The following is a 20020-nucleotide window of genomic DNA, read 5'->3' on the forward strand; positions in this document are numbered from 1 at the left end:
CCACTCATACCTCCACTCATACCTCCACTCATACCTCCACTCATACCTCCACTCATGCCTTCTCCTTGGTTGGTTGTGCTGCAGTTGGTGTCAGTGAGAACGCTTTTCCAGGTCGACCAAAGCGCTCGCCACGCGCTTCCTGAGGGGGCTTTCTCCACCAGCTGCAAGGTAGGATTCCACCGTGAAGTCGGGCTGCAGCGTCTTCAGCGTCTTGTAGGTTTGTTGTGCCTCCAGAATCTGGCCCACCTCGTACTGAGACGCGATGAGACATCTGATGGTGGGCAGGTGATAGCGATTCTTTAGCAGGGATGATTTGCACAGTTCGATGGCTCGTGACCATTGCTGGTCAGCTGCACAACTCGTCGCCAGCATCATTTCAAAATAGTAGCGCTGCGGATCAAGTGGAGACAGGTTGAGAGCGTTTTCCGCCTCGGTTACCGAGTCACGAGAAACGCCCCACATGGACGACCAGACACAGCTGTACAGCCAGGCCATCGGGTCGTTGGGGTTGCTCTGTGTGGCTTCCTGCAGCAACCGGTGCGAGTCGTCGACATCGCTGCCGAGGTGGCACAGCGCGTGGCCCTTGATGGACATGGCCAGGGTGCTGTTGGGCTCCAGATCGAGCGCGCGGTCGGCGATGCTGATGGCCCGGCGAAAATCGTTGGCCGGGTCGGCAGACAAACCCTGCACGACCTGGATGATGTGCCACTTGGCCAGCCAAGCCCAAGGGGCAGCTACCCGCTTGTGGCGCTCGGCCACAGCCTCCAGCAGCTGCTGGCTGCGCTGCAAGTCGCGCGGCGTGGACCGGTGCATGAGCGTGATGCCGCCGAGCATGAGCGCGTTGCTGTCGAGCTGGGGCAGGGGCATCACCAGGCTGCGCTGCACCTCGGCGTTGAGCAGGGCATGGGTGCAGGCGGTGCAGAGTTGGTGGATGAGCTCGCTGTGCAGCTGAATCAGGTCCAGCGTGTCACCACTCACGCGGTCGGCCCACACCACTTCGCCGCGGCGGGTATCGGCCAGCTCGGCGGTGATGAGTACCTTGTCGCCCAGCACCGCGTAGCCGCCGCTGAGGACAAAGGTAGCGTCGAGCCGGGCGTCGATCTCGCCAGGCGTGGCCTGGCGACCGCGAAACGCGGTGGTGGACAGGCGGGCAATGACGCGGATGTCCTGGCTGCGGGCGAGCTGGGCAATGACGCCGTCTGCGATCAGCTCACCGATCACGAAATGCTCGGGCGCGGGTGTGCGGGCGTCAAACGGAATGACGGCGATGGAGGGTCGGAAATCGCTGGCCGGCGCTTCGCGCTTCTCGGGCCGCCAGCTGGGCTGGCCGCTGCGCACCGGATTCACGCGCCAGGTGCGCACCGGTTCGGGCCAGTGTTTGAGGTAGCTCTCGCCCATGTCTTCGACTTCGCCGTCAACCCCGTCGACGATGGCGTCGCGCACCGGCGCGGTGACGATGATGTCGCCCGCTTCGCCCAGGCCAGCGACGCGCGCTGCCAGGTTGACGCCGTGGCCGTACACATCGTGTTCGCCCACGTAGAGGTGGCTGGCGTTGATGCCGGCGCGCAAGTGCAGCTGCTCGCCGGCGGGCAGGGGGCGGTTGATGCGGGGGAAAAACTGATTGAGGGCGAGGGCGGTTCGCACCGCATCGACCGGCTCGTCGAACTCGGCCAGCAGCCCGTCACCCAGGCTTTTCACGAGGCGGCCATGGTGTTTGGGCAGGATCTCCTGGTTCGCATGGTTCATGAAGTCGCGCCAGTGCTGAACCACTGTCTCTTCATGCTGCGCCATCAAGCGCACCGACTCCACCAGATCCACCACCAGCACCACCTTGTACGCCTCGAACGGGAGGCCAAGGGCGGACTGCGCTTGGTGTCCCCTTTCGGGAGCCTTCATGTTGGGGGGTGAACCGCTTGACGTCATACCTCGTCCGGGGGATGTGTTGCAAACAGTTTCGCACAGATGGGGGATGCGCTGATTGACAGCCCGGACGCCAGCGGCCGCATGGGCGACGTCGCTATTGACGCCTCAATGCACCGGTCATGCCTCAGCCCAAACTGAGGTGGGTTGAGGCGGCGGCGGGGACAAGGCCCGCGGCTTGCGCAGGCACCGGCGTGTGTGGCCGGCGAAAGCGGGCGGCGCTCAGCGCGCCGCGGGTGTGGCGTCGGCCACGGCTTGCACACGGCGTGCGCCGTTGAAACGGGTTTCCCAGTAAGCCTTGCGCATGTCTTCCACCCGCACGGTGGAGCCAGAGCGCGGCGAATGGATGAACTTGCCGTCACCCACGTAAATGCCCACATGGCTGAACGCGCGGCGCATGGTGTTGAAGAAGACTAGGTCGCCAGGCTTGAGTTCGCTGCGCTCGATGGGATCGGTAGCGGCAGCCTGTTCGTCGGCCCGCCTCGGCAACACCTTGCCCAGCGATTCTTCGAACACCGCGCGCACAAAGCCGCTGCAGTCGAATCCGGTTTCGGCGCTGTTGCCGCCGTATTTGTAGGGCACGCCGAGAAAGCCCATGGCGTTCATCACCAGCTGCGAAGCGGTATCGCCCATCGCATCGCCGGCGCGCTGAAGCTGGTTACCAAGCCGCTGCGCGAGGCCTTTGTCGGCCAGCAAAGCGTCCATGCTTTCATAGGCTGGCTGGCCTGGCGCGGCAAACGCCGAGGCCGACAGGCTGAGCAGGAGGTAGGCCATCCAGCGTTTCATGGTGGCGCGACGATAGGGGCAGCAGACCCAGAAGTCAAGTGAAGAAATTCGCGGAGACGATTGATTTCGCGAGCAATTTCGGATGACGGAGCTCGTTGAGCAATGGCTGAGTGATTGCCCGTGTCCGGAGCGCACCGCGGTTAGCAGTCCGTCGCTGCTGTGTTCCGGCGTGTTGCTTCCTCGTCGCTCACGTGCGGTCAAGTGGCTGACTGATCATCAATGACTCGATGCTGGATCAAAAGTTTAATGAGGTATCAGTGAAGCGGCGATCCGTTAATAATATAAAAACTGCCAAATAAAATGAACGAAGTTCAATACTTTGATTCTCAGGTGACTTCAATTAATGGCCTTAACTAGATGATTCATATATAAATTTACTCATGAAAGTCAAGTTTGATGCATTGACGCCCGTGCCCAGTCCGCAAGACCTGGCCGAGGCGCGGGAGCGCATCCAGGAGCGGCTGGACCGTCAGGCTCGTGCCAACGGCATTCGGCGCGAGCAGTTGCTCGACGTGGCCCAGGACTTGATCGATGCGCAGGGACTGGATGGCTTCAACATGCGGGTGATCGCCCGGCGCGCGGGCTACACGGCCGGCGCGCTCTATGCCTATTTCGATGGCAAGGAAGGCATCTTGCTGGCTTTGCAGCGGCGGGTGCTGGACCGGCTGGCGGACGCGGTGCAGGGCGTGAAATGGCCCCGGGCCTCGCGTGGGGCCCGATCCGGTCCGACGGGCATGCAGGAGGCGAAAGCCGCGCCGGCGTTGGCGCTGGACGTTGCCCAGCAGCTGTACCTTGCCCAGTCGCTGGCCTGGTGGCGGCGCTTGGCGCAAGATCCGGGCGGCTTCCAGTTACTGCTGTTGCGCCCCTCCTTGGTGACGGCTGCTGGATCGCCGGCTGCGCCGGCTCCGCTGTCTGGCCCGGCGGCGATGCTGGGTGATCTGGAGGCGGTGTTGCAGCCGTGCCGCGACTCCTTGCTGGCCAGCGGGCTGGACGAGACAGAGGCCTATCTGCTGCACCGCGAACTGGTGGCTTGCGGCCTGGGTCTGCTGGCCTTGGCCACGGCCAGTGGACACAGCCAGCCAGACGGGCTGGAGGCCCAGTGGCGCGGCACGCTGGAGCGCTGGCTGGCGGTGAGCATGCGGCCGTTGTCAGCCGCTGGGGCAGGCGATGGGGCTGCGGCCAGGCCGATCGATCAGGCAGACCTGTTCGGCGAGTGACCCGCGATCGGGCAGCGGCGACAATGCCCTGAAGACGCTGACGTCGGGCTGGTGGTGGCCCGGTAGCCAGCACCCACCAGAATTTCCAAGGACTGCCGCATGCTGCTTGACGTACTCGATTCCCAACTGGTGCTGGTGGATTACCAGTCGCGGCTGATGCCGGCGCTGCACGAAGGCCCGCAGGCGCTGGCCAACGCCTTGCGCCTCGCTCAGACCGCTGAGCTGCTGCATGTGCCCGTGTGGGGCACCGAACAAAACCCCGAGAAGCTCGGCGCCAATGCGCCCGAGCTGCGCGCCTTGTGCCGAAAGACCATGCCCAAGATGCACTTCAGCGCTGTGGCAGACGGGCTGCTCGACTGCCTGCGCCCGCCGGTGCGCCCGGCTGGCGGCAATGCCCGCAGCCTGCCCAAGCACCTGCAAAAACCCGCCACGGCACCCGCGCCGGAGCGCGGCACCATCGTGATCGGTGGCTGCGAGGCCCATGTGTGTCTGCTGCAGACTGCGCTGGAGCTGATCGAGCAGGAGATGGACGTGTGGGTGGTCACCGATGCCTGTGCTTCGCGCACCGAGCGCAACCGCGACGCGGCTTTCGACCGGTTGGCCGGTGCTGGTGCTGAGCTGGTGACGACGGAGATGGTGGTGTTCGAGTGGCTGCGCACCGCGGAGCACACCTCGTTTCGCCAGGCGCAGTCGCTGATCAAATGACCCGGCGGGCGCCTTGGCGCCAGGCCCATTCTCGATGAAGGAATCTTGGCATGACGCGGGGCCAAGCGTCAGGCTGTCGCAAGCCAGCTCGCCATAATTATGAATTCAGTTTGATATGGCCAGGCCCTGATCGGGACGTGGCACCCGGCGCACCGTTGCGTCAAGCAGGAGACCAGCATGAATCAGCCCCAGACCTACGCCGATTTCTACCAACGCTCGATTGACGACCGCGATGCCTTCTGGGCTGAAGAGGCTCAGCGCATCGAGTGGAAGCAGCCGTTCAAACGGGTCTGCAACTACGACAACCCGCCCTTTGCCCGATGGTTCGAGGGCGGACTGACCAATTTGTGTCACAACGCGATCGACCGCCACCTGACCGAGCGCCCGGACCAGAACGCGCTGATCTTCGTCTCCACCGAAACCGACACGGAGCAGGTCTACACCTACCGCGAGCTGCACGCCGAGGTGCAGCGCATGGCGGCCATCCTTCTGGCGCAGGGTGTGAAGAAGGGTTACCGGGTGCTGATCTACATGCCCATGATCCCGGAAGCGGCGTTTGCCATGCTGGCCTGCGCGCGCATTGGCGCCATTCACTCGGTGGTGTTTGGCGGCTTTGCCAGCCACTCGCTGGCCAGCCGGATCGAAGACGCCTCACCCGTGGCCATCGTGAGTGCCGACGCGGGTTCGCGCAGTGGCAAGGTGGTGGCCTACAAACCACTGCTGGACGAGGCGATCCGCCTTTCCAGCCACAAGCCGGCGAAGGTCATCATGGTCGACAGGGGTCTGTCGCCGTTCACCAGCGTATCCGGGCGCGATGTGGACTACGCTGCCGCGCGCCAGCAGGTCATGGACACGGTGGTGCCCTGCGAGTGGGTCGATGCCACCCACCCCAGCTACACGCTCTACACCAGCGGCACCACCGGCAAGCCCAAGGGCGTGCAGCGCGATACCGGCGGCTACGCCGTGGCGCTGGCCGCCAGCATGAAGCACATCTACCAGGGCGAGCCGGGGGAAACCTATCTGTGCACCAGCGACATCGGCTGGGTGGTTGGCCACAGCTACATCATTTACGGGCCTTTGATCGGGGGCATGGCCACCATCATGTACGAAGGGCTGCCAGTGCGGCCCGATGCGGGCATCTGGTGGCATCTGGTCGAGAAGTACAAGGTGTCGGTGATGTTCAGCGCCCCCACGGCGGTGCGCGTGCTCAAGAAGTACGACCCGTCGTTCATCAAGAAATACGATCTCTCCAGCCTCAAGGCGCTGTTTCTGGCGGGCGAGCCGCTGGACGAGCCCACCGCGCAGTGGATTTCCACGGAATTGGGCAAGCCCATCATCGACAACTACTGGCAGACCGAGACCGGCTGGCCCATTCTCTCGCTGTGCAACGGCGTCGAGTCCGCACCGAGCAAGTTCGGCTCACCCGGCAAGGCGGTGTACGGCTACAACGTGCAGCTGCTGGACGACCAGACCGGGGAGGTGCTGACCGGCAGCAACCAGAAGGGTGTGGTCGCCATCGAAGGTCCGCTGCCGCCGGGCTGCATGCAGACCGTTTGGCAGGACGACGACCGTTTCGTAAAGACCTACTGGTCCAGCGTGCCGGGAAAGCTGGTCTACAGCACCTTCGACTGGGGTGTTCGGGATGATGACGGCTATTTTTTCATTTTGGGGCGCACTGATGACGTGATCAACGTCGCTGGCCACCGGCTGGGCACGCGAGAGATCGAAGAGAGCATTTCCAGCCACCCGAGCATTGCCGAAGTGGCGGTGGTCGGCGTGGCCGACCAGCTCAAGGGGCAGGTCGCCATGGCGTTCGCCGTGGTCAGGGACGCCTCGTTGCTGACCGACGATGCTGCCCGCCTCAAACTCGAAGGCGAGGTGATGAAGCAGGTGGATGCACAATTGGGGGCGGTGGCCCGGCCGGCGCGGGTGCGTTTTGTGACCGTGCTGCCCAAGACCCGCAGCGGCAAGCTGCTGCGCCGCGCGATTCAGGCGGTGTGCGAAGGCCGCGATGCCGGTGATCTGACCACCATGGACGATCCGGCCGCGCTTCAGCAGATCAAAGACCTGCTGGCCTGAGCGTCGTCGGCCCAAGCAGCCCGGTGCCGTCGAGGTGCCGGGCTTGATCGCGTCCGGGCGAGAGCTTCAACAGGTGGATGCGCGCGGCATTTGACCGTATGATGCATGCTTATATTGACAACAGTGTGAGCAGGCATGGAACAAATGATCGGATCCGAAGCCAACATCGAGAAGGTGCGCGTCTTCGAAATGGCGGCCGAGTTGTTCGGTGTGCTCGCCACGCCCATGCGTCTGCGCATCCTCAGCGCGCTGTGTGACAAGGAGAAATCCGTGTCGCAACTGCTGCAGGAAATCGACACCACCCAGCCCAACCTGTCACAGCACCTCAACCTGCTGTACCGCGCCGGTGTGCTGGCCAAGCGCAAGGAAGGCACCCAGGTGATCTACCGCGTGCAAAGCGAAAAGGCGGTGATGCTGTGCCGCACCGTATGCACGCAGATCGCGATCGAGATGGACGAGCCCAGCGCAGTGCCCGCGTCCGAGCGCCTGTCGCCACGCCTGATGTCCTGATATCTATGCCCATGCCTTCGATGATCGCCCGTTGTCTGCTCGCTGCCGCTGCTGCGTCGGCGTTGTCAGGTTGCGCGGTCGGCGGCGTGAACCTGGGCTTCTCCCTGCCGATCGGCCGCAATGCCGGTGTCGGGGTGAGCGTAGGAAGTGATGGCCGTATCGGCACCAGCGTCGGTGTGGGTGTGGGAGGCGGCTCGGTCAGCGTCGGCACCTCGGGGCAGTTGCTATCGCCAGCGCCGTCCACCACCGACAAAGACCCAACCAGCAAATAGGCTGGTTTTCAGCGAGCGGCTGTCCAGTCCGCTCAAGGTTCCGATTCCCATACGGGGCTGACACACCGCTGTCAGTTGGCGCGAGCGCAACAACGACGTGCTCGTTGCGCCCATCCGGGGCACTCAAGCCGCCGCTTTTTCCCGCAGCCCCAATGGGGATGGCACAATCGACGCTTGCATTCAGTTCCTTCCACAGTCACTGTCGCATCCGCCAAACGGTCAAGCCGTGTCGCGGAAGGTTTGTTTTAACCAGCTAATGTTTCCTGCAGGGAAACGGAGGTCAGCGAATTCATGAGCGATTCCGCATCCGGCAACGTCTATGTTGCCTACAAGGGCAACTCGTACCTTTACGGTGGCAATGCGCCATACGTTGAAGAGATGTACGAGAACTACTTGGCCAATCCAGGCAGTGTGTCCGAATCCTGGCGTTCCTATTTCGACGCGCTGCAGCATGTGCCGGCCGTCGATGGAACCGACGTCCGCGACGTCCCCCACCTTCCTGTCATCAATGCCTTTGCCGATCGAGCCAAGCAGGGCGGTACCCGCGTGGTCATCGCCGCCGGCGCCGATTCCGATCTGGGCCGCAAACGCGTCGCTGTCCAGCAGCTGATCGCCGCCTACCGCAACGTGGGTGCCCGCTGGGCCGATCTCGACCCCCTCAAGCGCGACGAGCGCGACAACATCCCCGAGCTGGAGCCGTCGTTTTACGGTTTCACCGATGCCGATTTCGAGACGGTGTTCAACACCAGCAACACCTTCTTCGGCAAAGAGGTGATGTCCTTGCGCGACCTGCTCAATGCGCTGCGCGAGACCTATTGCCGCACCGTGGGCCCGGAATACATGTACGCCTCTGACCAGCGCGAAAAGCGCTGGTGGCAGGAGCAGCTGGAGAGCAAGCGCAGCAAGCCGGTATACGACGCCGAAAAGAAAAAAGAGATCCTGAAGCAGCTCACGGCTGCAGAGGGTCTGGAGCGCTACCTGCACACCAAGTACGTGGGTCAGAAGCGTTTCTCTCTTGAAGGCGGTGAGAGTTTCATCGCCTGTATGCACGAACTGGTACAGCTTTCAGGTTCGCGCGGCGTGCAGGAAGTGGTGATCGGCATGGCGCACCGCGGTCGCCTGAACGTGCTGGTCAACACGCTGGGCAAGACCCCAGCCGGCCTGTTTGCCGAGTTTGACCACACCGCCGTGGAAGACCTGCCGGCTGGCGACGTGAAGTACCACCAGGGCTTCAGCTCGGACATCGCCACGCCGGGCGGCCCGGTGCACCTGACGCTGGCGTTCAACCCGTCCCACCTGGAAATCGTCAACCCGGTGGTCGAGGGCTCGGTGCGCTCGCGCCAGGAGCGGCGCAAGGACACCGACGGCGACAGCGTCCTGCCCATCCTGGTGCACGGTGACGCGGCTTTCGCCGGCCAGGGCGTGGTGATGGAGACGCTGGCGCTGTCGCAGACCCGTGGCTACTACACGGGTGGCACGGTGCATGTGGTGATCAACAACCAGATCGGCTTCACCACCAGCGACCCCCGTGATACGCGTTCCACCCTGTATTGCACCGATGTGGTCAAGATGGTGGAAGCGCCGGTGCTGCACGTCAACGGCGACGATCCCGAAGCGGTGGTGTTCTGCACCCAGCTCGCCCTCGACTACCGCCAGGAGTTCAACAAGGACGTGGTGATCGACATCATCTGCTTCCGGAAACTGGGTCACAACGAGCAGGACACGCCAGCGCTCACGCAGCCGCTGATGTACAAAAAGATCGCTCAGCACCCGGGCACCCGAAAGCTGTACGCCGATCGGCTGTCCGCTCAAGGCCTGGGCGACACGCTGGGTGAGGACATGGTCAAGGCCTACCGCCTGGCGATGGATGAAGGGCGTCATGCCAAAGAATTCACCATCACCAACGCGCACAACAAGTTCGTGGTGGACTGGTCGCCTTACCTCAAGGCCAAATGGACCGACAACAGCGACACCAGCCTGCCCGAGAAGGAATGGAAGCGCATCGCCGAGAAGATGACGACGATTCCAGGCAATGTCACGCCACACAACCTGGTCAAGAAGGTGTACGACGATCGCGCGGCCATGGGGCGTGGCGAGATCAACGTCGACTGGGGCATGGGCGAGCACATGGCTTTGGCCACCCTGGTGGCCGCGGGCTACGGAATTCGCCTGTCGGGCGAAGACTGCGGTCGCGGTACCTTTACCCACCGCCATGCGGTGATCCACGATCAGAGCCGGGAAAAGTGGGACAGCGGAACCTACATACCGTTGCAGAACATCAGCGCCGATCAAGGCCAGTTCACGGTCATCGACTCCATTCTGTCCGAAGAGGCAGTGCTGGGCTTCGAGTATGGTTTCGCCAGCAATGATCCGAACACGCTCGTGATCTGGGAAGCCCAGTTCGGTGACTTCCTCAACGGTGCCCAGGTGGTGGTCGATCAGTTCATCGCCAGCGGCGAAGTGAAGTGGGGCCGCCTGAACGGCATCACGCTGATGCTGCCGCACGGCTACGAAGGCCAGGGCCCTGAGCACAGCTCGGCGCGTATCGAGCGCTTCATGCAGCTGGCCGCCGACACCAACATGCAGATCGTGCAGCCGACCTCGGCCAGCCAGATCTTCCACGTTTTGCGCCGCCAGATGATCCGTCCGCTGCGCAAGCCGTTGATCATCTTCACGCCTAAATCCCTGCTGCGCAACAAGGACGCCACGTCGCCCCTGTCGGAGTTCACCAAGGGCCAGTTCCAGACCGTGATTCCGGAGCAAAGCGCTGCGGTGGTTAAGAAAGCCGACAAGGTCAAGCGCGTCATTTGCTGCTCGGGCAAGGTCTACTACGACCTGGTCAAGAAGCGCGAAGAACGTGGCGACGAGGATGTGGCCATTCTGCGCGTCGAGCAGCTGTACCCGTTCCCGCACAAGGTCTTCGCCGCAGAGCTCAAGAAATATCCGAACGCGACCGACATCGTGTGGTGCCAGGACGAGCCGCAAAACCAGGGCGCCTGGTTCTTCGTGCAGCACTACATCCACGAAAACATGCTCGATGGCCAGAAGCTGGGCTACGCCGGTCGCACCGCATCGGCTTCGCCGGCCGTGGGTTATGCGCACCTGCATCAGGAGCAGCAGAAAACCCTGATCGAGGCAGCCTTCAGCAAGCTCAAGGGCTTCATCCTCACCAAGTAAACCAGCAGGTCCTGCCGGGCAGGGTGCGAAAGCATTTGCTCGCCCCCGCCGGACCGGCGCACATCGCACAACCGGGATAAAAAATGGCAATCGTAGAAGTCAAGGTTCCGCAGCTCTCTGAATCCGTGGCCGAGGCCACCTTGCTGCAGTGGAAAAAGAAGGTGGGGGAGGCGGTCGCGGTCGACGAGATCCTGATCGACATCGAAACCGACAAGGTGGTGCTGGAATGTCCAGCCCCGTCCGCTGGCGTGCTGGTGGAAATCCTCCAGGCTGACGGCGCCACCGTGGCGGCCGAGCAGCTCATCGCTCGCATCGACACCGACGCTGCAGCGGGCGCCAGCGCTGCGCCTGCGGCAGGCGCTGCCTCATCGGCTCCAGCAGCCGCCGCCCCAGCAGCTTCAGTCGCGCCGGCTGCCGCAGCGCCAGCCGCTGGCAAGGCGGGTGTGGCCATGCCAGCCGCCGCCAAGCTGATGGCCGACAACCAACTGGCTGAGGGCTCGGTCCCCGGCACTGGCAAGGATGGTCGCATCACCAAGGGCGACGTGCTGGCGGCGGTGTCGGGTAAAGCCGCTGCGCCGGCCGCCGCGACCGCGCCGGTGCCGATTCCCACCGGTGCGCCAACCAAGGTGCTGAGTCAGGTGGCGGTGGTCGCGCCCGATCTGGGCGACCGCCCGGAAGAGCGCGTGCCCATGACGCGCCTTCGCGCCCGCGTCGCCGAGCGACTGCTGCAGTCGCAGGCCACCAACGCCATCCTGACCACCTTCAACGAGGTGAACATGGCGCCTGTGATGGAAATGCGCAAGAAGTTTCAGGAGAAGTTTGAGAAGGAGCACGGCGTCAAGCTGGGCTTCATGAGCTTCTTTGTGAAGGCCGCGGTGCATGCGCTCAAGAAGTACCCGGTCATCAACGCCAGTGTTGATGGTGGTGACATCGTCTACCACGGCTACTTCGACATCGGCATTGCCGTGGGATCACCGCGCGGCTTGGTTGTGCCCATCCTGCGCAACGCCGATCAGATGAGCTTTGCCGACATCGAGAAGAAGATCGCCGAGTTTGGCCAGAAGGCCAAGGAAGGCAAGATCGGTCTGGACGACATCACCGGTGGCACCTTCTCGATCTCCAACGGCGGTACCTTCGGCTCCATGCTGTCCACGCCCATCATCAACCCGCCGCAGTCGGCCATCCTGGGCGTTCACGCGACCAAGGAGCGCGCAGTGGTGGAGAACGGTCAGATCGTGATCCGTCCGATGAACTACCTGGCGATGTCTTATGACCACCGCATCATCGACGGCCGTGAAGCCGTTCTGGGGCTGGTGGCGATGAAGGAAGCGCTGGAAGATCCGTCGCGCCTGCTGTTCGACATCTGACCGACGAGGCTGCCGCATGTCCCTGGCCGACGAACTCATCAAGCTCGAGCAGCTGCGCGAGCGCGGCACGCTGAATGCAGAGGAGTTTGATCGGGCCAAGACCAGCCTGCTCAACTCGGACCCGGTGCCGGTCCTGCCTTCCGATCTGGCCAAGGCGATCAACCGCCTGCGGCGCAGCCACAGCGACCGCTGGGTCGCCGGTGTGTGCGGTGGTCTCACCGTGGCCACGGGCGTGGAGTCCTGGGTATGGCGGCTGTTGATGGTGGCGCTGGCGTTTGCGGGTGGTCTGGGTGTGGCGATCTATGCCTTGCTGTGGATTTTTGTGCCGGCTGACTGAGTCCGGCGTGCAACTGGAATTTGAATATGTCCCAATCTTTTGATGTCATCGTGATCGGTGGCGGCCCAGGCGGCTACATCGCCGCCATTCGCGCAGCCCAGCTGGGTTTCCAGGTGGCCTGCATCGACGAGTGGAAAAATGCCACCGGCGGCCCTGCGCCTGGCGGCACCTGCACCAACGTGGGTTGCATTCCGTCCAAAGCGTTGTTGCAGTCGTCGGAGCACTTTGACCAGGCCAACCACCACTTCGCCGATCACGGCATTCAGGTCAAGGACGTGAAGATCGACGTGGCCAAGATGGTGGGTCGCAAGGATGCCGTGGTCAAACAGAACAATGACGGCATCCTCTACCTGTTTAAGAAGAACAAGGTGAGCTTTTTTCATGGCCGCGGCTCGTTCGTGAAGGCGGTGGAGTCCGGCTTCGAGATCCAGGTCAAAGGCGCCAAGGAAGAGGTGATCACCGGGCGCCAAGTGATCGTCGCGACCGGCTCCAACGCCCGTGCCCTGCCGGGCGCAGCGTTCGACGAGGACATGATCCTCTCCAACGACGGTGCTCTGCGCCTGGGTGCTGTGCCCAAGAAGCTGACCCTGATCGGCTCGGGCGTGATCGGTCTGGAAATGGGCTCGGTCTGGCGCCGCCTGGGCGCTGACGTGACCATCCTCGAAGGTCTGCCGACCTTCCTGGGGGCAGTGGACGAGCAGATCGCCAAGGAGGCCAAGAAGGCCTTCGACAAGCAGGGACTGAAGATCGAGCTGGGCGTGAAGGTGGGCGAGGTCAAGGCCACCAAGAAGGGCGTGAGCGTGGCCTACACCGATGCCAAGGGTGAGGCCAAGAAGCTCGATGGCGACAAGCTCATCGTTTCCATCGGTCGTGTGCCCAACACCATTGGCCTCAACGCGGAGGCCATCGGCTTGAAGCTGGACGAGCGCGGTGCGATCGAGGTGGACGAGGCGTGTCGCACCAATGTCAAGGGGGTATGGGCCGTGGGTGATGTGGTGCGAGGCCCCATGCTCGCCCACAAGGCCGAGGAAGAGGGTGTGGCCGTGGCCGAGCGCATCGCTGGACAGCACGGCCACGTGAACTTCAACACCGTACCCTGGGTGATCTACACCAGCCCCGAGATTGCCTGGGTCGGCGAGACCGAGCAGCAGCTCAAGGCACGCAAAGCCGACTACAAGGCCGGCACCTTCCCCTTCCTGGCCAACGGCCGGGCCCGCGCCCTGGGTGACACCACCGGCATGGTGAAGTTTCTGGCCGACGCCAAGACCGACGAGATCCTGGGTGTGCACATCGTGGGCCCGATGGCGTCTGAGCTGATTGCCGAGGCGGTGGTGGCAATGGAGTTCAAGGCCAGCGCCGAAGACATCGCCCGCATCTGCCACGCGCACCCGTCGCTGTCGGAGGCAACCAAGGAAGCTGCGCTGGCGGTGGACAAGCGCACGCTGAACTTCTGATCCACTCCTGTCTCTTGCTCGCTTCGCGCAGCCGCGTCACCCCCTCAAGGGGGCCAACCCTGCAGCCCGGCGAAGCCGGTTCTGCGGGTTGCGTGGCCAAGGTGCTGCTCGCTCCGGATCCGTCCTCTCCATTCGCTTGATTCATGTCTGTTCGCAGCACCTACGAAGCCGCGCTGGTTGAGCGTGGCTACACCACCGATCCCGCGCAGCAGCGGGCGATCGATGCGCTTGAGCGCTGTGCGTCCGACTGGACGCATTACAAGCAGCGCCGCTCCAATGCGTTGAAGAAGGTGTTCGTCAAGCCCGAGATCCCGCGCGGTGTCTACATGTTTGGCGGGGTGGGGCGGGGTAAGAGTTTTCTGATGGACTGCTTCTACAACGCGGTCCCGATCCGGCGCAAGACGAGATTGCATTTCCACGAGTTCATGCGCGAGGTTCACCGCGAACTGCGCGAACTGCAGGGTACGCAGAATCCGCTGGATGAGCTCGGCCTGCGCATGGCCAAGCGCTACAAGCTGATCTGCTTTGACGAGTTCCATGTGGCCGACGTGACCGACGCCATGATCCTGCATCGCCTGCTGGATGCGCTGTTCAAAGCCGGCGTGGGCTTCGTCACCACCTCCAACTTCCATCCCGACGGCCTGTATCCCGACGGACTGCACCGCGACCGCATCCTGCCCGCGATTGAACTGCTCAAGCAGCGGCTGGAGGTGGTGAACGTGGACGATGGTACCGACTACCGCCAACGCTCATTGGCGGTGGTGGACTTCTACCGGTTTCCGCTGGGACCAGAGACCGATGCCGCTCTGGAGCAAGCGTTTGTGCGCCTGGCCGAAGCAGGCGATGAAAATCCCGTGCTGAGGATCGAGTCACGGCAAATTCGAGCGGTGCGCCGGGCGGGCGGCGTGATCTGGTTCGACTTTCGCACCTTGTGCGGTGGACCACGCTCACAAAACGACTACCTGGAGATCGCCAGCCAGTTCCACACCGTGCTGCTGGCCAATGTCCCAAAAATGTCGGTGCATCAGGCGTCCGAAGCGCGTCGCTTCACCTGGCTGGTGGACGTGTTGTACGACCGCCGGGTGAAGCTGGTGATCTCGGCCGCGGTGCCGCCCGAGGAGCTCTACACCGAAGGGCCGATGTCGCACGAGTTCCCGCGCACTGTCTCTCGCCTGAGTGAAATGCAGTCGGCCGAGTTTCTGGCGCTGGAGCGGCGCACGGTGGACACAGGTCTGACCTGAAAGCCGCCGCTGACGGAGCGAGGGGTCATCGGGCCAGCAGGCGTGCCACCCCAAGGCAGGCCCAGCCTCCTCGGGCATAACGAACCCCGCGCAGCGGAGGAGCCTCGAGTTACATCCGGAGGATGTGGCTCGCAATGGGGCTAAGTACGCTCAGCTCAGCGGTTCAAGCTTGACGATGGTGAGCGAGAGGTTGTCGCCCATGCCCTTGGCGCGCGCTCGGGCCTTCTGGATCAGGAACTCGCAGGCTTCGCGCGGCGAGAGCATGCTGATGGTGCTGGCCAGTTCCTCGGGGGTGAAGTAGTGCCAGACGCCGTCGCTGCAGGACATGAGGGCATCGCCTGCCGCCAGACGCGGCACCACATGGATATCCACCGGCGGCTCGTTTTCTGTGCCTAGGCAGCCCATGAGGATGTTGGAGTGCGGGTGGTCCATCGCCTCTTCTTCGCTGATCTCCCCCTGGTTGACCAGGGTCTGCACATACGAGTGGTCCATGGTGCGAAACACCATGCGGCCATTGCGGAAGTGATAGATACGCGAATCGCCAGCATGCACCCAGTGGCTGTCGCCAGCCGGATTGATCAGAAACGCGGCGATGGTGCTGTGCGGTTCCTGCTCGGCCGAGACGGCGGTGAGCTTGATCACCAGGTGGGACTCTTCGACGATCTGGCGCAAAAAAGCCGCGGCGTCATCGGTATCCGGGTCATAGCGTTCGAACAGCTGGCGCGCGGTGAGCATCACCTGGTCGGAGGCCTTGCGGCCGCCGCTGCGCCCGCCCATGCCATCGGCCACCACCGCGAGCAGGCAGCCCACATGGCGGGGGTGCTGCAACAGGCAGACCTGGTCCTGCTGGTAGTCGCGGTCACCTCGGTGGATGCCGGTGGAAGCCTGGATGCGGTAGCCTGTGGACATGGGATGTATCGGGCCGGTCGGTCAAACGTGAACAATGCGAACAATGGTAACCAGTAATGCTCGGGCCGCCGGAGCCCATCAGCCCACTTTCGCACACCTGGGGCCCGCTTGAGCCCGCTGTGTGAGCGCGTGCGCTCGGTGTTCTCGACCGAGGGCGGGCTGGGTGCCGAGATCGGCGACCTGCGCGAGCGCGATGGCCAGCTGGTGATGGCGCTGGCCGTGGGCGACACCATCGAGGACGGCTCGGTGCTGGCGGTGGAGGCGGGCACTGGCGTGGGCAAGACCCTGGCCTACCTGGTGCCTCTGTTGCTCAGCGGTCGCAGTGCGCTGCTGTCGACCGCCACCCAGGCCTTGCAGGAGCAGCTGGCCCTGCGCGACATTCCTCAGGTGAGTCGGGCGCTGGGCCTACTGGTGAAGGTGGCCGTGCTCAAGGGACGTGGCAGCTACCTCTGTTTGCACCGGCTGGGCATGGCGCGCCAAACCGCGACCAGCATGCGCGCCGACCCGGCGCTGGTGAGCAGACTGGAGCAGGTGCATCGCTGGTCTCAGCAGACGGCGCGCGGTGACTTGGCCGAGCTGTCCGGGCTGGACGAACGCTCGGCGTTGCGCCCCTGGATCAGCTCCACCCGAGACAACTGCCTGGGGGCCGATTGCCCCAGCGCCGGGGATTGCCATGTGAATCGCGCACGCCGCGCCGCCACAGCCGCCGACTGGGTGGTGATCAACCACCATGTGTTTGTGGCCGATCGGGCGGAGGCGTCGCTGTCGCCCCACTTGCCGACAGCGTCGGTGGTGGTGTTCGACGAGGCACATTCACTGGCCGGGGTGGCCCGGGACCTGCTGGCGCCCGCGGTCGGGCAGGGCGACCTGCTGTCGCTGGCACGGGACATCGGCGCGCAGGCGCCGCTCTGGGCGCTCGGCCAGCGGCCTTGGGCGATGATTGCGCTGGGCCTGGAGCGCGCAGCGCAGGCCATCACGCGCCTGACGCCACCAGGGCAGACTCAGAGCCGCTGGCAGGCGGACGCTCCCGAGGGCCTGGACGCTCGCGCCTGGGCCGTTGCGGTGAATCAGACGAGCCAGGCCCTCGGTGCTGCGGTACAGGGATTGCGGGCCACGGCAGACGCCGCGCCCGACATGCGTCGTCTGTTGGCTCGAAGCGAAACCCTGAGCTCGCGCTGGGCGGGACTGACGCGACCCCTGCCACCCGGTGCACCGACCGACGCCGCGCGCTGGATCGGCTGGACCGGTTCCTGGCGCTTACAGCAGGCGCCGCTGGATGACAGCTTGCTGCGCCAGGCGCTGGGTGCAATGCACGACGAACCGGGGCGCAGCTGGGTGTTTACCTCGTCCACCCTGTGTCACGAGGCCAGCTTGAGCAGATTCACCCGGCAGCTTGGGCTGAGTGATGCGCCGCGGCTTCGGAGCCTGAGGGTGGCCAGCCCGTTTGATCATGCGCGCCAGTCGGCCTTGTATGTGCCGTCGGACCTGCCCGAGCCGGGACAGGCCGACCATGCCGACGCTTTGGCAGAGCATGTGGCCACCTGGGCCACCCGCCTGGGCGGTCGCACCCTGGTGCTGTGCACCAGCCTGAGGGCGGTGGCCCGCATCGCTGCGCGCTTGCGCGAGCGGCTGGCGTCGACGGGCGGCTGGCAGGTGCTGGCGCAGGGTGAAGCGGCGAAGCGCGACCTGCTGGCTCGCTTCATGCAGGCCGGTGCGGCGGGAGCAGGCGGGGTGCTGATCGGCTCGACCTCGTTCTGGGAAGGCTTGGATCTGCCGGGCGACTCGCTGCAGCTCTTGGTGATCGACAAGCTGCCGTTTCCCTCCCCCGAGGATCCGCTGCTCAGCGCACTGGCCAGGCGGCTGCGCGCGGTGGGTCAGAGCGCCTTTGAAACTCACGACCTGCCGATGGCGATCCAGGCCTTGCGACAGGGTGTGGGGCGCCTGATCCGGTCGGAAACCGACCGCGGCGTGGTGGTGGTGGGCGACCGGCGCTTGCTGACCCGATCCTACGGGCCAGCTCTGCTGGCCAGCCTGCCAGCGATGCGATGGCTGGACGGAGAGGCTCAGTTGCTGGCGGCGCTCGACGAGCTGGTGCTCACCAGAGCTTCCACCACGGACCCTCGTTGCGCTTGAAGCCCTTGGCCATGTATTCGCTCTGCGGGTAGCTAGCCTGCAAGACGCGCTGCGCGTCGTCTCGCAGCTGGGTCATGCCCAAGGCGTCGTAGGAGCGCACCAGGATGTACAGCGCCTCTTCGAGGGCGGGCGCATCGACAAAGCTGGTCAGTGCAGCTTGCGCGCGGTTGATGGCGGCCACATAGGCGCCGCGGGTGTAGTAGTAGCGTGCGACGTTCACTTCCGACTTGGCCAGCGAATTGACGATGTACGTCATGCGCGCGCGAGCGTCGGGCGTGTAGCGAGAATCCGGGAAGCGGGTGACCAGCTCCTTGAACGCCTCGAAAGACTCCTTGGCTGCTTTCTGGTCGCGCTCGGAAAGATCCTGCTGCGCCAAAGAGCCAAACAGGCCCAGGTTGTCGTTGAACGAGCTCAGCCCCTTGAGATAGAGCGCGTAGTCCAGCGCGGGGCTCGCAGGGTGCAGGCGCATGAATCGGTCGATGGCCGCCTGGGCCTGTGCCGGTTCACCGGCTTTGTAGTGGGCGTAGGCCTTGTCGAGCTGTGCCTGCTGGGCCAGCGGTGTGCCAGCGGCGCGGCCTTCCAGCTTCTCGTACAGCGTGATGGCCTTTTCATAGTTGCCCGCATCACGCTCGTCGGAGGCTTCGCTGTAAATTCTGTTGGGGCTCCAGCCCGCGGTGATGTCCACGGGGGTGGTGCTGCAACCGGCCAGCACCAAGGCGGCTAAGCCCGCCCAGCTCGCCACCGATAATCTGTTCGAACGCATCAAGCACCCATCTTTGCAACGGAAACACCCCGCTTTGGCATCCGAAATTATATCGACCGGGGACGGCGCGCCTATCTCAATTGACCCGTCGGCCTTCGAGGTAGACGAGAGCGTCGACGATGCGGGCGACGATTCCAGCGCTGCAGCCGAGCTGCGGGCCTGCGAGGTACCGGCGGAGCTGCATCGCTGGCGGGCTGACCGGGCGCTCGCGCACCTGATCCCCGAATTTTCGCGCTCCTACCTGCAGCAGCTCATGGCCGATGGCGCGGTCACGCTGCAAGGCGCGCCACTGTTGAAGGCGGCGAGCCGCCTGAGTGCGGGCGACCGGCTGGCGGTAGAGCTTCGGCCGACACCGCAGGCGCAGTCTTTCGTGGCCCAGCCCATGGCGCTGGACGTGGTGTTCGAAGACGATCACCTGCTAGTTGTGCACAAACCGGCGGGCCTGGTGGTGCATCCAGCTGCCGGTCACTGGAGCGGCACCCTGCTCAATGGGCTGCTTGCCCACCACGCGGGCGCGGCGACGCTGCCTCGCGCCGGCATCGTGCACCGGCTGGACAAGGACACCTCGGGTCTGATGCTGGTGGCCAAGAGCCGCCTGGCGATGGAAGCGCTGGTGCGGGCCATTGCCGCGCGCGAGGTGCAGCGCGAATACCTGGCCTTGGCGCACGGCGCCTGGCGGGTGGCCTCGGTGCTGGATGTCGATCAGCCCATCGGGCGCGATGTGAACAACCGCCTGCGCATGGCGGTGCTGCGCCCGGATGCCACCGGTGGCAAGACCGCCCGCACCACTGTCACGCTGCTAGATACGCAAACCCAGGCAAGTCTGGTGGCCTGCAAGCTGCACACCGGGCGCACGCACCAGATCCGAGTGCACCTGGCGTGGCTGGGTTACCCCCTGGTGGGCGATGCGCTGTACGGCGGACGTGTGCTCTGGGGCATGACCCGGCAGGGCTTGCATGCGCGCCGTTTGCGCCTGGCCCACCCGGTGAACGGCGCTCCGCTGGATTTTCTGCGCGAGCCGCCGGCGGATTTTCTTCAAGCGCTGGCGCAGAGCGGGCTCCATTACAATGCAGTTATTCCGGGTTGACGCTGCCGAGCGCGGCGCAATCGGGGTCCTGCGGTCACGAAATGGCGGTGCAGTTCAACCCCT

Annotated in this window: 16 protein-coding genes; 12 read left to right on the forward strand and 4 right to left on the reverse strand. The window is 64.3% G+C overall.

Annotation, left to right across the window (positions count from 1 at the left end; all coding sequences use genetic code 11):
* Positions 1–90 precede the first annotated feature (90 nt).
* Together GPT34_RS01945 and GPT34_RS01950 are read right to left on the reverse strand one after the other, a co-directional pair.
* Positions 91–1896: an adenylate/guanylate cyclase domain-containing protein gene (locus tag GPT34_RS01945; protein ID WP_291009073.1), complete on the reverse strand. Its 1806-nt coding sequence runs from the start codon at positions 1894–1896 to the stop codon at positions 91–93.
* Between the two features lie 246 nt (positions 1897–2142).
* Positions 2143–2706 (reverse strand): C40 family peptidase, encoded by a 564-nt coding sequence (locus GPT34_RS01950; RefSeq protein WP_291009076.1) that lies wholly within the window; start codon positions 2704–2706, stop codon positions 2143–2145.
* Between the two features lie 380 nt (positions 2707–3086).
* Between GPT34_RS01950 and GPT34_RS01955 the strand changes: the two genes are divergently transcribed.
* From GPT34_RS01955 to zapE, 10 genes are all read left to right on the forward strand, one after another.
* On the forward strand, positions 3087–3923 hold the full coding sequence (locus GPT34_RS01955) for a helix-turn-helix domain-containing protein (protein ID WP_291009079.1): 837 nt from the start codon (positions 3087–3089) through the stop codon (positions 3921–3923).
* Positions 3924–4022: 99 nt separating this feature from the next.
* On the forward strand, positions 4023–4628 hold the full coding sequence (locus GPT34_RS01960; RefSeq protein ID WP_291009082.1) for an isochorismatase family protein: 606 nt from the start codon (positions 4023–4025) through the stop codon (positions 4626–4628).
* Between the two features lie 129 nt (positions 4629–4757).
* Positions 4758–6707, forward strand: coding sequence for a propionate--CoA ligase (locus GPT34_RS01965; protein WP_291009522.1), 1950 nt, complete (start codon positions 4758–4760; stop codon positions 6705–6707).
* A 135-nt stretch (positions 6708–6842) separates the two neighbouring features.
* Positions 6843–7217, forward strand: a complete 375-nt coding sequence (locus GPT34_RS01970; RefSeq protein ID WP_291009085.1) for a metalloregulator ArsR/SmtB family transcription factor — start codon at positions 6843–6845, stop codon at positions 7215–7217.
* 11 nt (positions 7218–7228) lie between these two features.
* Positions 7229–7489: a hypothetical protein gene (locus GPT34_RS01975; protein WP_291009088.1), complete on the forward strand. Its 261-nt coding sequence runs from the start codon at positions 7229–7231 to the stop codon at positions 7487–7489.
* A 291-nt stretch (positions 7490–7780) separates the two neighbouring features.
* Entirely contained in the window at positions 7781–10666 is a 2886-nt protein-coding gene (locus GPT34_RS01980; protein ID WP_291009091.1) for a 2-oxoglutarate dehydrogenase E1 component, read from the forward strand.
* 83 nt (positions 10667–10749) lie between these two features.
* Positions 10750–12033 carry a 2-oxoglutarate dehydrogenase complex dihydrolipoyllysine-residue succinyltransferase gene (gene odhB, locus GPT34_RS01985; protein WP_291009094.1) on the forward strand — a complete coding sequence of 428 codons (1284 nt, stop codon included), beginning with the start codon at positions 10750–10752 and terminating at the stop codon, positions 12031–12033.
* Positions 12034–12049: 16 nt separating this feature from the next.
* Positions 12050–12370 carry a PspC domain-containing protein gene (locus GPT34_RS01990; protein ID WP_291009097.1) on the forward strand — a complete coding sequence of 107 codons (321 nt, stop codon included), beginning with the start codon at positions 12050–12052 and terminating at the stop codon, positions 12368–12370.
* Between the two features lie 26 nt (positions 12371–12396).
* Positions 12397–13824 carry a dihydrolipoyl dehydrogenase gene (lpdA, locus tag GPT34_RS01995; RefSeq protein WP_291009100.1) on the forward strand — a complete coding sequence of 476 codons (1428 nt, stop codon included), beginning with the start codon at positions 12397–12399 and terminating at the stop codon, positions 13822–13824.
* A gap of 143 nt (positions 13825–13967) precedes the next feature.
* Entirely contained in the window at positions 13968–15065 is a 1098-nt protein-coding gene (zapE, locus tag GPT34_RS02000; protein ID WP_291009104.1) for a cell division protein ZapE, read from the forward strand.
* Between the two features lie 150 nt (positions 15066–15215).
* On the opposite strand, the gene GPT34_RS02005 is transcribed toward zapE, so the two are convergent.
* Positions 15216–15974 (reverse strand): protein phosphatase 2C domain-containing protein, encoded by a 759-nt coding sequence (locus GPT34_RS02005; RefSeq protein WP_291009107.1) that lies wholly within the window; start codon positions 15972–15974, stop codon positions 15216–15218.
* A gap of 108 nt (positions 15975–16082) precedes the next feature.
* On the opposite strand from GPT34_RS02005, the gene GPT34_RS02010 reads away from it, so the two are divergent.
* Positions 16083–18107, forward strand: coding sequence for an ATP-dependent DNA helicase (locus tag GPT34_RS02010; RefSeq protein ID WP_291009109.1), 2025 nt, complete (start codon positions 16083–16085; stop codon positions 18105–18107).
* On the opposite strand, the gene GPT34_RS02015 is transcribed toward GPT34_RS02010, so the two are convergent.
* On the reverse strand, positions 18070–18870 hold the full coding sequence (locus GPT34_RS02015; protein ID WP_291009112.1) for an outer membrane protein assembly factor BamD: 801 nt from the start codon (positions 18868–18870) through the stop codon (positions 18070–18072). The genes GPT34_RS02010 and GPT34_RS02015 overlap by 38 nt on opposite strands.
* Here GPT34_RS02015 and GPT34_RS02020 point away from each other — a divergent pair.
* Positions 18785–19957, forward strand: coding sequence for an RluA family pseudouridine synthase (locus tag GPT34_RS02020; protein WP_291009115.1), 1173 nt, complete (start codon positions 18785–18787; stop codon positions 19955–19957). The two genes, GPT34_RS02015 and GPT34_RS02020, sit on opposite strands and share 86 nt — an antisense overlap.
* The last annotated feature ends 63 nt before the right edge of the window (positions 19958–20020 follow it).

It is taken from the genome of Hydrogenophaga sp. (assembly GCF_011390835.1).
Classification (GTDB): domain Bacteria; phylum Pseudomonadota; class Gammaproteobacteria; order Burkholderiales; family Burkholderiaceae_C; genus Hydrogenophaga.